This is a genomic window from Streptomyces sp. NPDC006624 (genome assembly GCF_040611555.1).
In the GTDB taxonomy this organism is placed as follows: domain Bacteria; phylum Actinomycetota; class Actinomycetes; order Streptomycetales; family Streptomycetaceae; genus Streptomyces.
The window spans coordinates 76,255-89,768 of record NZ_JBEXOM010000019.1; the positions used below are offsets into that span (position 1 = coordinate 76,255).

A 13,514-nucleotide genomic window follows, 5' to 3' on the forward strand; every position below is an offset into this window, starting at 1 on the left:
GTACGTCACGGTCCGGGCGGATCCTGCGGGCCCCGCCCGGACAGCACCTCCCCGTACGCCTGCATCAGGTCGGGCAGCCGCAGCGTCGCCAGGTCGTCCCGGCCCAGCGCCCCGGGATACACGGACAGCCGCAGATCCCGGTACGCGCAGCTCTTCTCGTACAGCGTCCGCAGGAACCGCCCGTTGCCCAGCTCGTCGATCCACCCCTGCTCCACCACGTGGCCGGCGATGGACCGCAGCTCGTCGAGGGCCTCCTCGTCCCACAGGTCGCCGTTCTCCGCCGCGAGCACCTTGCCGATCTCGGTGAGTTCCAGCGGCCGGTAGGAGGGGAAGTCGACGCGGGTGGTGAAGCGGGACGACAGCCCGGGGTTCGCCGCGAGCAGCCGGTCCATGCCCTCCGGGTAGCCGGCCAGGATCACCACCAGGTGGTCGCGGTTGTCCTCGGCCCGCTTCAGCAGCACCTGCAGGGCCTCGTCCCCGTAGGCGTCCCCCTTGCCGTAGCCCGAGTTGGACAGCGCGTACGCCTCGTCGACGAAGAGCACACCGCCGAGGGCGGAGTCGATCAGTTCGTTGGCCTTCACAGCGGTCTGCCCGAGGTACTCGCCGACCAGGTCGGCGCGCTGGGCCTCCACGAGGTGGTCGCCGCCGAGCAGCCCGAGGGCGTAGAAGACGCGGCCGAGGATGCGGGCGACGGTGGTCTTGCCGGTGCCGGAGGGGCCGGAGAAGACGAAGTGCCGTTTCGGCGGCTGGACCGGAAGGCCCTGCCCGGCCCGCAGCCGGGCCATGTTCAGCTGCGCGGAGAGGGCCTTGACCTGGCGCTTCACCGGCTCCAGGCCCACCATGCGCTCGAGTTCGGCGAGCGCCTCCTCCAGTAACGCGGGGTCGGTCGGCCCGGTGGGCAGGGACGGCACCGGGCCGGCCTTGGCGCGGACGGCCGGGCCCGTCATCGGCGGCAGCGGAGCGGAGACCGGCGGCTCCGGGTCGGGCAGCCTCAGATCACGCCCCTCCAGGCCGAACAGCGCGTCGAACCCGTCCGGCCCGTCCCCGGCGTCCTGCCCGACACCGGTGAGGGTGATCGCCGCGAGGTCGGCGGAGTCGTCGTAGCCGTCGCCCTCGGCGATCGCGGCGAGCCGGGCCGAGGTGTCCATGAAGGCCGGGTCGACGCGGTGCACGGCCCGGTACAGGGGGAGTGCGGCGGCGCTGCGGCCGGTGCCCTCGTGGGCCCGGGCCAGCCAGTAGCGCAGCTCCTTGCGCTGGGGCTGCTCGCTGCGGCAGCGCATCAGCGCGGCGGACAGCAGCGGTTCGGCCTGCCCGTACATCTCCAGCCGGACCCGGGCCATCCCGCCGAACAGCCCCGCCTCGATGCCGAGCATCGGGTCGTCGAGGAGCGGGTCGGTGTGGCGGACCAGCTGCTCCCAGTCCTTGACGAGGTAGGCGCGGCAGGCGTGCAGGAAGCGGACCTGGTGGTCGGCGTCCACCGGGGGCAGCCCCGCGAGGGCCCGGTCCAGCTCGGGGACGTGCCGCCCGTCCAGCCAGTGCGAGGCGTGCGCGAGCAGCAGGTCCCGGGGGCTCTCCAGCACCGGCTGCACCCACCAGCCCAGCCAGTACCAGGAGTTGAGGGTGCGGCGGTAGCGGGTGCGCTGCTCGCCGAAGCGCTCCCGGTGGCGGAACATCCTGAGCAGCGCGGTCGTCGTGTCGACGCGCAGCGCGTGCAGCCCCAGCCAGCCGTCGGCCATGGCGGGGTCCATCCGCACCGCGGCGCGGAACTCCTCCTCCGCCTGCGGGTAGGCGCCCATGGTGTAGGCGTCGACGCCTCGCAGCCAGGCGAGGTCGGCCGGGGCCTGAGGGCCCTGCGTGCCGAAGTCCATCCCGTCCCCCACGAACCGTGCCCCCGTCGGTATGCCAACGAGCCGTCCCCCGACCGGCTGCCCTGTTCGAACCGCTGTGCCACGGACCGGAGTTGCCGTGCACGCAGCAACCGTCCGCAGGTCGCGACGAGGGCATCGTACCTGCGGGGGCGGCGCGTCCGTAGAGGGCCGCACGGGTCGTTCGGGGAGGTGGGAGCGGTGCGGGCGGGCCGTGGACGGTGACCCAGGGTGAGCGTTCGGCGCCGCGCGGGGGGCGGAAAGCCGGACGAGGACAGAACGAAGCCCCCGATCACGGGGGAACAACCGGGGGCTTCGCGTCTCTGGGCGGCTCCGAGGCCGCACATTGAGAACGTAAGACCTGTACGGGCCCCCGGTCAAGCGGAGTTGAGGCACTCCGGCGAGTTGTCCGGCACGGCCCTTCACATGTTCAGCACACTGCGGGCGGTCCGTCACCGTGCGTGACGGACTGGTTCGATTCAACGGTTCCCGCGGGCCCCGAAAGCACCTCATATCCCTCTTTTCGCTGCCGCACCAAGAGGTCCGCGAAGGGCCGCGAGGGGTCGCCGGCGAAGTGCCGCCGCTCCGCCGGGATCCACCCGTCCCAGAAGTCCCGCTGCTCCTCCCCGTCCCGCGCCCGGCCCCGCGCCCAGGCCTCCTCGCACGGCAGCTCCATCCACAGCAGCAGGGCGAGGCTGGGGCGCAGCACCCGGCGTCCCGCGCCGACGCCCTCCAGGAGGACCGCCGGGGCGGGCGGCAGCGGACGCGGGGGACCGAAGCGGCGGGTCCGCCAGTCGTAGGGGGCGTAGTGCGCGGTCCGGCCCTGGGACAGCGGCTCGATCACCTGCTCCAGCAGCCGCCCCGTCCAGTCGAACAGTTCGCCGTGGCTGGCGATGTCGTCCAGGCGCAGCACCGGCGCGCCGCCCAGCCCGGCCGCCAGCTCCGCGGTGAAGGTGCTCTTCCCGGATCCGGCGTGGCCGTCGACGCCGACGAGCCGGACCGGGCCGCAGGACGGGGGAAGGCGGCGGATCCGGCGGGCCAGCTCGCGGACGGCGGATCCCGGTGACGGGCGGAAGGTCGGATTCATCTCGCGAGCACTCTAACGACGGCAGGACGCCGCCGTGCCGCCGCGGTGGCGTGCCGCGGCCGCCGCCGGTGCCACTGGTCGACGCCAATATTGGTGGGCGCGACGCGGGTCGAAGTGCTGGCAGGACCGGGCGGGCTGTGCTCATATGTGGCGCACAGCCATATACGGCGCACACACGTGTGCGACCGACCGTGCAACGGACCTGCCCGCCCTGCCCGCCTCCGACCACCGGGGACCCGCCATGAGCAGAGTCGAACAGCCGTCCCGCAGAACCGTCCTGGCCGCCGCCGTCGCCGCAGCCGTCACCGCGAGCGCGGGACCGGCGGCCGCCGACCCCGAGGCCCCCATGAAGACCCACCCCGCGGACGCCGGCCGGGCGGTCCCGTCCCGCACGGTCGACAACCGGGCGTGGCGGTCGTACGCCGACTGGCACGCCGGCACCCGCCGGGGCACCCGTGCGGTCGCCGGTGCCCGTCCCGGCCTGGTGATCGCGAAGCCCGCCGGCACCGTCGGCTACACCGACCCGCACACCGGCACCAGCGCCCGCTGGGAGTACGGCACCTGGACGTCCGCCACCCACCGGCTCGCCGTCCCCGCGACGGAAGCGGTCGTCTCCTGGAACGCGCACACCCCCTCCGGCACCTGGATCCAGGCCGAGCTCAAGGGCACCTACACCGACGGCACCAGCACCCCCTGGTACGTGATGGGCCGCTGGGCCTCCGGCGACCAGGACATCCGGCGCACCTCGGTCGACGACCAGAGCGACGGCAAGAGCACCGTCTGGACCGACACCCTGGCGGTCGACGACCCGTCGACGGGCCTGCGCCTCGCCTCGTACCGGCTGCGCCTGACCCTGTACCGCAAGCCCGGCACCAAGGCCACGCCCACCGTGTGGCGGCTCGGCGCGATGGGCTCGGACGTGCCCGACCGGTTCACCGTCCCGGCGTCCGTGCCCGGCTTCGCCGGGGAGCTGGACGTCCCGCGGTACTCGCAGGAGATCCACAAGGGCCAGTACCCCGAGTACGACAACGGCGGCGAGGCCTGGTGCAGCCCGACGTCCTCCCAGATGATCATCGAGTACTGGGGCGGCCGCCTCACCCCGGAGCAACTGGCCTGGGTCGATCCGTCGTACGCCGACCCGCAGGTGTGCCACGCGGCCCGGTTCACCTACGACTACCAGTACGCCGGCTGCGGCAACTGGCCGTTCAACGCCGCCTACGCGGCCACCTTCGACGACCTGCGGGGCGTGGTCACCCGGCTCGGCTCGCTCACCGACCTGGAGACGCTGATCGCCGCCGGCATCCCGGCCATCACCTCCCAGTCCTTCCTGAAGGAGGAGCTGAGCGGGGCCGGGTACGGCACGGCCGGGCACCTGATGACCGTCATCGGCTTCACCGCCGACGGCGACGTGATCGCCAACGACCCCGCCTCGGAGAGCAACGAGGCCGTGCGGCGCGTCTACCGGCGGCGCGAGTGGGAGAACATCTGGCTGCGGACCAAGCGGTACAACGCCTCCGGCAAGGTCGTCTCCGGCACCGGCGGCGTCTGCTACCTCTACTTCCCGGCGCGCCCGAGCGCGGCGCAGCGCAGGGCACTGGCGGCGGTGGGCGTGCGCGCGTGACCCCGCGCGGCCGTCCCGAGGTCACGCGCGGCCGCCCCAACCACCCGTCGTGGCACGGCCCGTGCCCCGGCCCGGGCCGCTGCGGCCGGCCCCCCGGGGCACTGTGACCTGACCCACGGCACGGGTGTGGGACCTGCCATACTGCGGATGTCCCGCCCCCGCCCGTGAGACCAGGGTCGAAATTGAAGAGCAGCCCACAGCCTGCCGCGCGCCCCAGAGCCCGCGGCACCGAGCGCTCGACGGCGCGCCGAGCCGAACTGATCGCCATCGGGCGGAGGTTGTTCGCCGACACGTCGTACGACGCGCTGTCGATGGACGACATCGCCCGGCAGGCGCACGTCGCCAAGGGGCTGATCTACTACTACTTCCAGTCCAAGCGCGGCTACTACCTGGCGATCATCCAGGACTCCGTCGCCGAGCTGCTCACCCTGGCGGCCGGCGGTCCCGAACTGCCCCCCGTCGACCGGGTCCAGCGCACCATCGACAGCTATCTGCGCTACGCCGAGCACAACCAGGCGGCGTACCGCACGATCGTCAGCGGCGGGGTGGGCTTCGACACCGAGGTGCACGCCATCCGCGACGGGGTGCGCGAGGCGGTCGTCACCACCATCGCCGAGGGCGCGTACGGCCGGCTGGACATCGCGCCGCTGGCGCGCATGGGCCTGCTGGCCTGGGTGTGCAGCGTCGAGGGCGCCACCCTCGAATGGATCGACGGCCCCGAACTGCCCCGCGAGACCATGCGCGAACTCCTGGTGAAGACACTGGGCGGCGCCCTGCGCGCCATCGAGGAACTCGACCCCGCCTACCCCGCCCCGCAGCCGGCCCGCCGGGGCGCATGAGAAAGGGGCGGAGGGTCCGCAGCGGACCTCCGCCCCTCGCCCGGTGCCCTACCTGATGGCCTTGATCAGCTCGCCGTTCGCGGTGTCGCCGCTCAGCTCCCAGAAGAAGGTGCCGGCCAGCCCCTGCCGGTCCTTGTAGTCCATCTTGCCCGCGATGGTCGCCGGGGTGTCGTAACTCCACCAGTCGCCGCCGCACTTGGCGTACGCCGTGCCGGCCACCGTCCCCGTCGCCGGGCACCTGTCCTTGAGCACCTTGTAGTCGTCGATGCCCTGCTCGTACGTGCCCGCCGCCGGGCCGGTCGCGGTGCCGCCCGGCGCCTGCTGGGTCACGCCGGTCCAGCCGCGGCCGTAGAAGCCGATGCCGAGCAGCAGCTTCGAGGCCGGGACGCCGAGGCCCTTGAGCTTGGCGATGGTCGCCGAGCTGTGGTTGTCCGCCTTCGGGATGCCGGAGTAGGAGGTCAGCGGGGAGTGCGGGGCGGTCGGTCCCGCGGCGTCCCAGGCGCCGAAGAAGTCGTACGTCATCGGGTTGTACCAGTCGACGTACTGCGCGGCGCCCGCGTAGTCCGCCGCGTCGATCTTGCCGCCCGGGGTGGCGTCGGCGGTGATCGCCGCGGTGACCAGGTTCTGCGAGCCGAACTTGGCGCGCAGCGCCTGCATCAGGTCCCGGAAGGCTGCCTTGCCGCTGGTGTCGCAGGTGGCGCCGCAGGCGTTCGGGTACTCCCAGTCGATGTCGATGCCGTCGAAGACGTCGGCCCACCGGGAGTTCTCGACCAGGTCGTAGCAGGACTGGGCGAACGCGGCCGGGTTCTTGGCGGCCTCCCCGAAGCCGGCCGACCAGGTCCAGCCGCCGAAGGACCACAGGACCTTGAGGTCCGGGTGCTTCTGCTTCAGCTTGCGCAGCTGGCTGAAGGTGCCGCGCAGCGGCTGGTCCCAGGTGTCGGCCTGGCCGTCGACCGATTCGGCGGCGGTGTAGGCCCGGTCGGTGGCCGCGTAGCCGTCGCCCATGGCGCACTTGCCGCCGGTGACGTTGCCGAAGGCGTAGTTGATGTGCGTGAGCTTGTCCGCCGAGCCGGACGTCTCGATGTTCTTGACGTAGTACTTGCGGTCGTAGGTGCCCCATTCCGTGAAGTACCCGATGACCTTGGACCCGGCGGCCCGGGCGGCGGGGGCGGCCTTCGCGTCCGCGGCGGCCTCCTGAGCCGAGGTCGCCGCGGTGGCGGAGGTGGTGCCCGCGCCGGCCAGCAGACCGGCGCCGAGGACGGCGCAGCAGGCCGCGGACACGACGGCCCGGAAGCGGGAGGTGTGGGGGTAGTGCATCCGGTGTCTCCTCGTGGGGGGAGGGGAGAGCGCGCGGCCATTGGCATGGACGCGGTGAAACGGTGGGCCAAACGGTAGGAGGACTAGACCAGTTGGGTCAATGGTGCGTACCAATTTCCCCGGCAGGGGGATGGTCGGCCATTCTTGAAGTAAGCGGTCGTTAACTGGTGACGTGATGCCTCCGATCGGGCATACTCACAGCGCACAGCCGCTGGTCAGCAGCTTCCGCGACCCGGGACTGCAAGCATCGGCCAGGCACCAGAACGACCAGGCGGCGCCGCCCCCACCCACGGGCCCGACCGCCAGTGCCCGACAGGGAGGAGAGCGTCGCCATGCCCGACCGCGCCCCGCAGCCGGTGGACCGGCAACTGCCCACGGAGGAGGCCCGGGACCTGATCTCACTCGTCCGCGACATCGCGGCCCAGGAGATCGCCCCGCACGCGGCCGAGGAGGAGGAAGCCGGCCGCTTCCCGCGCGAGCTGTTCACCCTGCTCTCCCGGTCCGGCCTGCTCGGCCTGCCCTACGACGCGGAGTACGGCGGCGGCGACCAGCCCTACGAGGTCTACCTCCAGGTGCTCGAAGAGCTCGCCGCGGCCCGCCTCACCGTCGGCCTCGGCGTCAGCGTCCACACCCTGGCCTCCTACGCCCTCGCCGCCTACGGCACCAAGGAGCAGCAGGTCGAGCACCTGCCCGCGATGCTCGGCGGCGGGAAGCTCGGGGCCTACTGCCTCTCCGAGCCGCACTCCGGATCGGACGCGGCGGCCCTGCGCACCAGGGCCGTGCGCGACGGCGACGACTGGGTGATCACCGGCACCAAGGCGTGGATCACCCACGGCGGGATCGCCGACTTCTACACGGTCATGGCACGCACCGGCGCGGAGGGACCGCGCGGCATCACCGCCTTCCTGGTCCCCGGCGACGCCGAAGGGGTCAGCGCCGCGGCCCCTGAGAAGAAGATGGGCATGAAGGGCTCGCCCACGGCCCAGGTCCACTTCGACGGCGTCCGGGTCTCCGACGACCGGCGCATCGGCGAGGAGGGCCACGGCTTCGCGATCGCGCTGTCGTCCCTGGACGCCGGGCGGCTCGGCATCTCGGCGTGCGCGATCGGCGTGGCCCAGGCGGCGCTCGACGAGGCGCTGCGGTACGCGACCGAGAGGCGCCAGTTCGGCAAGCCGATCGCCGACTTCCAGGGGCTGCGCTTCATGCTGGCCGACATGGCGACGCAGATCGAGGCGGGCCGCGCGCTCTACCTCGCCGCGGCCCGGCTGCGCGACGCCGGGCGGCCCTTCGCCCGGCAGGCGGCCATGGCGAAGCTGCACTGCACGGACACGGCGATGCGCGTCACCACCGACGCCGTGCAGATCCTCGGCGGCTACGGCTACACCGCCGACTTCCCGGCCGAGCGCTACATGCGCGAGGCCAAGGTGCTGCAGATCGTCGAGGGCACCAACCAGATCCAGCGGATGGTCATCGCCCGCCATCTCGTGGGTCCGGAGCATCGCTGAACTGGTCCAGGCCCCGCCAGGGCGCCGCGAGCCGCATCCACTCAGGGTCGTGCCGGCCCGGCAGGGTGCGGCCACCCTCGGCCCAGGTGCGCATCAAATCGCGGTAGATGGGCGGGTCCTGATACCGCGGCGGACCCGGCCGAACCGATTCAGCGGGCGGCGGGACGTACAGGAGGCGCTGACGCCCGGTCGCTGAGGAGATGGGGGTCATACCAGGGCAACGCGACGGAGGCCGGACAGGTCACCCGCGGAGGGAATCGGGCGTGCGTTCAGCGGCGTCCGGTCCGTCGTGCCTCCCGGCCGGACGCGCTCCGGTGAGCGGGCGCACCGGTCCCGCACCACGGCGGTCCGCCGTCCGTGGCGCGGGTCAGTCGCTGGAGTGGAGCGAGCGGGCGGTGAGACCCGGGCTCAGGCCGCCTGGCGGCGCATCACGGGGACCCTGAGGGGGCGTGAACCCGGTCCGCCGACGTGCGAGAAGGGCTGGGTCCGCCAGTCGAGCCCCTGGGGGAGCGTCAGCAGCAGGGCGGTGTCCTGCTCCTGCGGCTCCACCGACTCGTCCGCGGGGCGGGCGTCGCCGGCCCTGCGGCCGGTTCCGGCACAGACCGTGAGGCCGAACGGGTTCCACGGCGAGGCGCACAGCGCGTGCTCCGGCAGCACCTCCTCGTCCGCCAGGAGGGCGATGGGCTGCGCGCAGTCCGGGCAGACGACCCGGAACATCTCGAAGGTGTCGTAGGCGTCGAGTTCGTCGTCGAAGGCGTCCGGTTCGACGCCCTCCGGCTCGGGCTCGACGACGAGCTGGTGCCGCTTGGGCGCGGTGCGGCCAGGGCGCTTAAGACTCTGCATTGGGTTCTCCCCCTCGGGCTGGGCCGTTCAGGCGCTGCGGCCTCGACCACAGCAAGCACTTCCCGTCCCCCCTGGGTGGTAATCACGAGAACATCACGGAGCCTGTTCGAAGGGTGTGGCGTTCGTCACATGCCACTCGAAGGTGCCCGCTCCGGCGTGTTTGTCCCCCCGTAAGGTCCGGCGGTCGCCTTCCGCCCGTGTCACGAACCGGACATGGCCCCGGCGGCCGAGGTATCGGAGGCGATCAGCGGCCCTGTAGGTTCTTGCGCCATGGAGGAGCTGGACCGACAGATCGTGCAGCTGCTCGTCAAGGACGGGCGGATGAGCTACACCGACCTGGGCAAGGCCACGGGCTTGTCCACGTCGGCCGTGCACCAGCGGGTGCGGCGGCTGGAGCAGCGGGGGGTCATCCGGGGCTATGCGGCGGTCGTCGACCCGGAGGCCGTGGGGCTGCCGATGACGGCGTTCATCTCGGTGAAGCCGTTCGACCCGAGCGCGCCGGACGACATCGCGGACCGGCTGGCCGGCGTCCCGGAGATCGAGGCCTGCCACAGCGTGGCGGGGGACGAGAACTACATCCTCAAGGTGCGGGTGGCCACGCCGCACGAACTGGAGGAACTGCTCGCCCGGGTGCGGTCGCTGGCGGGCGTGTCGACCCGGACCACCGTGGTGCTGTCCACACCGTACGAGGCACGGCCGCCCAGGATCTGATCACCGGCTCCCCGGCGCGACCGGTCGGGCCGTTCCCCCCGCCCCTTTGCGGGGTGCCGGACGCCCGCCTGTGAAACTGTCCTCCATGAGTGAGTCCAGTGCGTCGGCGAAGACCGTTCTGCTTCGTCGCGGTGAGGTGCACAGTCCCGCCGACCCCTTCGCCACGGCGATGGTCGTCGAGCGGGGGCAGGTCGCGTGGGTCGGTTCCGAAGGGGCCGCCGACGCGTTCGCGGAGGGCGTCGACGAGGTCGTCGACCTCGACGGCGCGCTCGTCACACCGGCCTTCACCGACGCGCATGTGCACACCACGGCCACCGGCCTCGCCCTGACCGGACTCGACCTGTCGCACGCCGACTCCCTCGAGACAGCCCTGTCCCTCGTACGGGACTTCGCCGCCGCCCGCCCCGGCGACCGGGTGCTGCTCGGGCACGGCTGGGACGCCGCGCGCTGGCCCGGCGGGCGGCCCCCGACCCGGGCCGAACTCGACGAGGCCACCGGGCACCGGCCGCTCTACCTCAGCCGCATCGACGTGCACTCGGCGGTCGTCTCGACGGCCCTGCTCGACCTGGTCCCCGACGCCGGCCGCGAGGACGGGCCGCTCACGGCCGACGCCCACCACGCCGTCCGGGCCGCCGCGTTCGGGGCCGTCACGCCTCGCCAGCGCGAAGAGGCGCAGCGGGCCGCCCTCGCGCACGCCGTCTCGCTCGGCATCGGCAGCATCCACGAGTGCGCCGGGCCGGAGATCTCCTCCCAGGACGACTTCACCGGCCTGCTGCGCCTCGCCGCGCAGGAGCCCGGGCCGCGCGTCGTCGGCTACTGGGCCGAGCGGGACGTCGCCAAGGCGCGCGAACTGGGCGCCCTCGGCGCGGCGGGCGACCTGTTCGTCGACGGGGCCCTCGGCTCCCACACGGCCTGCCTGCACCAGCCGTACAGCGACGCCGCGCACACCGGCAGGGCCTATCTGGACGCCGCCGCGGTCGCCGCACACGTCGTGGCGTGCACCGAGGCGGGCCTCCAGGCCGGTTTCCACGCCATCGGGGACGCGGCCGTGGACGCCGTGGTGGAGGGGGTGCGTGCCGCGGCCGAGAAGCTCGGCCTCGCCCGGATCCGGGCCGCGAGGCACCGGGTCGAGCACGCCGAGATGCTCACCCCCGAGTCCGTCGCCGCCTTCGCCGAACTCGGCCTCACCGCCTCCGTGCAGCCCGCCTTCGACGCCCTCTGGGGCGGCGACGACGGCATGTACGCGCAGCGGCTCGGCGCGGCACGGGCCCGCGGTCTGAACCCCTTCGCGGCGCTGCTGCGGGCCGGTGTCCCACTCGCGTTCGGCTCCGACAGCCCGGTCACCCCGCTCGACCCCTGGGGCACGGTCCGCGCCGCCGCCTTCCACCGCACCCCGGAGCACCGCGTCTCCGTGCGCGCCGCGTTCACGGCGCACACGCGCGGCGGCTGGCGGGCCGTCGGACGGGACGACGCGGGCGTCCTGGTACCGGGCGCCCCCGCCGACTACGCCGTGTGGCGCACCGGCGAACTCGTCGTCCAGGCCCCGGACGACCGGGTGGCCCGCTGGTCGACCGACCCCCGCTCCGGCACCCCGGGCCTGCCCGACCTGACCCCCGGCTCCGACCTGCCCGTCTGCCTGCGCACCGTGGTGGGCGGACGCACGGTCTTCGTACGGCCGGGCGAGTGATCTACGGGTGCGGCGGGCACGAAGTCGCGCGCCGCACCCCCGGTACGCGACCTGCGCATCCTCCGCGCTGACCTGCGCTTTGCCGGACAAAGCGCAGGTCGAAGGACTGTTGACAGGCGACAGCCGGGGGCCGGTAGGTTCGGCCGGGTCCACCACCGGACGCCCGACCGGGGACCGTCCGCGTACTCGCCGCGGCACCGCCGGGTCAGGGACGGTGTGCCGCACCGGGGCACCGCCACTGGACGCCAGGCTCAGGCCGGCGCAGCGCCGAGGGAACGCTCCCGACGGTCGGGAAGGTGTGACCCGGGTGGGGCCCGGGCGCTCAGTAGACAACGGCTTTCGGTCGATCCGCAGCCAGCGGGTCCCAGGTCGGCCCGAAGGGCGCCGGGCCCCCATCCGCCGAACGTTCCCACCCGCGGGCGCGCCGCCCGCGGATTCGACACCACGATTCGAACGTCCTGTCACGTCAGCGCAGGCGGGGGCCATTATGGTGGACCCCTGCGTACGGACATGAAGGGGCAGCAGTGAACGACGGCGACGGAACCCCGGCGGCAAGAGCCCAGGGGAGGAAGTTCGGCCCGCTCGGCACGGCCTTGGTGATCATCCCGACCTACAACGAGGCGGAGAACATCAAGCGCGTCGTCGGCCGGGTGCGGGAGGCCGTCCCCGAGGCGCACGTGCTCGTGGCCGACGACAACAGCCCGGACGGCACGGGCAAGCTGGCCGACGAACTGGCCGTCGAGGACGACCGCGTCCACGTCCTGCACCGCAAGGGCAAGGAAGGCCTGGGCGCCGCCTATCTCGCCGGCTTCCGCTGGGGCCTGGAGCGCGACTACGGCGTCCTGGTCGAGATGGACGCCGACGGCTCCCACCAGCCGGAGGAACTGCCCCGCCTGCTCACCGCCCTCAAGGGCGCCGACCTGGTGCTGGGCTCACGCTGGGTGCCGGGCGGCCGGGTGGTCAACTGGCCGAAGTCCCGCGAGATGATCTCCCGGGGCGGCAGCCTGTACTCCCGGCTGGCGCTCGACCTGCCGCTGCGCGACATCACCGGCGGCTACCGGGCCTTCCGCCGCGAGACCCTGGAGGGCCTCGGCCTCGACGACGTCGCCTCCCAGGGCTACTGCTTCCAGGTCGACCTCGCCCGCCGCGCGGTCAGGGCCGGCTACCACGTCGTCGAGGTGCCCATCACCTTCGTCGAGCGGGAGCTCGGCGACTCCAAGATGAGCCGGGACATCCTCGTCGAGGCGCTGTGGCGCGTCACGGCGTGGGGCGTGGGGGAGCGGGTCGGCAAGGTCACCGGTCGCGGCGCGAAGCCGGCGAAGCCCTAGCCGCGCGCACGACCGCCCCCGTGCCGAAACCGCTGATCGTGGCCTTATCCCGCGCTGAGCCGGGGCCAGGCACACTGGAGGTATGACGACTGGCGCTCAGACCCCCAGGACCCCCGCCCGGCCCCGGCGCTCCCGGCTGCGCACGTTCCTGCCGCTGGGGCTCGCCGCGTGGCTCGTGCTGGAGATCTGGCTGCTCACGATGGTCGCGAGCGCGACGAACGGGCTCGTGGTCCTGCTGATCCTGCTGGCGGGCCTCGCCCTCGGCTCGGTGGTGATCAAGCGGGCCGGGCGGCGCGCCTTCCGGAAGCTGTCCGAGGCGCTGCAACAGCAGCAGAGCGGTGTGATGCCCGAGGCGGGCCGCCGGCCGGACAGCGAGGGCAACGGCCTGACGATGCTGGGCGGTCTGCTCCTGATCCTCCCCGGCCTGGTGTCGGACGCGGTGGGGCTGCTCCTGCTGCTGCCCCCGGTCCAGAAGGCCGTGAGCCGCTCCGCCGAGCGTGCCTTCGAGCGCAGGCTCCGCGAGGTCGACCCGGGCACCCTGGGCGGCGCTTTCCAGCAGGCCCGGATGCGCCGGCCCGACGGCAAGGTCGTCCAGGGCGAGGTCATCAGGGACGAGCCGTCGGACCGCCCGGAGCAGCACCAGCGTCCCCCGCTGACGCACTGAGGCCGCGCCGGGGTCACCGGGATGCGGATGCAGGCACGCAGACGACC

Annotated in this window: 11 protein-coding genes; 7 read left to right on the forward strand and 4 right to left on the reverse strand. The window is 73.2% G+C overall.

Features of this window, described 5'->3' with window-relative positions; translation table 11 throughout:
• Positions 1–5: 5 nt before the first annotated feature.
• The gene (locus tag ABZY20_RS28975; RefSeq protein ID WP_356445146.1) at positions 6–1,868 is read right to left on the reverse strand and encodes an AAA family ATPase; all 1,863 of its coding nucleotides are present in this window, start codon (positions 1,866–1,868) and stop codon (positions 6–8) included.
• A gap of 427 nt (positions 1,869–2,295) precedes the next feature.
• A complete protein-coding gene (locus ABZY20_RS28980) occupies positions 2,296–2,952 on the reverse strand; it encodes a hypothetical protein (RefSeq protein ID WP_356445148.1) in 657 nt (218 codons plus the stop codon).
• A 241-nt stretch (positions 2,953–3,193) separates the two neighbouring features.
• Here ABZY20_RS28980 and ABZY20_RS28985 point away from each other — a divergent pair, with 241 nt between their 5' ends.
• Entirely contained in the window at positions 3,194–4,573 is a 1,380-nt protein-coding gene (locus ABZY20_RS28985) for a peptidase C39 family protein (RefSeq protein WP_356445150.1), read from the forward strand.
• Positions 4,574–4,755: 182 nt separating this feature from the next.
• Positions 4,756–5,412, forward strand: coding sequence for a TetR/AcrR family transcriptional regulator (locus ABZY20_RS28990; protein WP_356445152.1), 657 nt, complete (start codon positions 4,756–4,758; stop codon positions 5,410–5,412).
• A 48-nt stretch (positions 5,413–5,460) separates the two neighbouring features.
• Here ABZY20_RS28990 and ABZY20_RS28995 read toward each other — a convergent pair whose 3' ends face one another.
• Complete coding sequence (locus ABZY20_RS28995; protein ID WP_356445154.1) at positions 5,461–6,729, reverse strand: glycoside hydrolase family 18 protein; 1,269 nt, start codon at positions 6,727–6,729, stop codon at positions 5,461–5,463.
• A gap of 332 nt (positions 6,730–7,061) precedes the next feature.
• Between ABZY20_RS28995 and ABZY20_RS29000 the strand changes: the two genes are divergently transcribed.
• On the forward strand, positions 7,062–8,234 hold the full coding sequence (locus ABZY20_RS29000) for an acyl-CoA dehydrogenase family protein (RefSeq protein ID WP_356445156.1): 1,173 nt from the start codon (positions 7,062–7,064) through the stop codon (positions 8,232–8,234).
• 408 nt (positions 8,235–8,642) lie between these two features.
• Here ABZY20_RS29000 and ABZY20_RS29005 read toward each other — a convergent pair whose 3' ends face one another.
• Positions 8,643–9,077, reverse strand: coding sequence for a hypothetical protein (locus ABZY20_RS29005; RefSeq protein ID WP_356445157.1), 435 nt, complete (start codon positions 9,075–9,077; stop codon positions 8,643–8,645).
• A gap of 270 nt (positions 9,078–9,347) precedes the next feature.
• Here ABZY20_RS29005 and ABZY20_RS29010 point away from each other — a divergent pair, with 270 nt between their 5' ends.
• The 4 genes from ABZY20_RS29010 to fxsA all read left to right on the forward strand — a co-directional run bounded on the left by ABZY20_RS29010 (position 9,348) and on the right by fxsA (position 13,467).
• Positions 9,348–9,788, forward strand: a complete 441-nt coding sequence (locus ABZY20_RS29010; RefSeq protein ID WP_006136660.1) for an Lrp/AsnC family transcriptional regulator — start codon at positions 9,348–9,350, stop codon at positions 9,786–9,788.
• Between the two features lie 85 nt (positions 9,789–9,873).
• Positions 9,874–11,475 carry an amidohydrolase gene (locus ABZY20_RS29015; RefSeq protein WP_356445159.1) on the forward strand — a complete coding sequence of 534 codons (1,602 nt, stop codon included), beginning with the start codon at positions 9,874–9,876 and terminating at the stop codon, positions 11,473–11,475.
• A gap of 524 nt (positions 11,476–11,999) precedes the next feature.
• Positions 12,000–12,803 (forward strand): polyprenol monophosphomannose synthase, encoded by an 804-nt coding sequence (locus ABZY20_RS29020; protein WP_356445161.1) that lies wholly within the window; start codon positions 12,000–12,002, stop codon positions 12,801–12,803.
• An 82-nt stretch (positions 12,804–12,885) separates the two neighbouring features.
• A complete protein-coding gene (gene fxsA, locus ABZY20_RS29025) occupies positions 12,886–13,467 on the forward strand; it encodes an FxsA family membrane protein (protein WP_356445163.1) in 582 nt (193 codons plus the stop codon).
• The last annotated feature ends 47 nt before the right edge of the window (positions 13,468–13,514 follow it).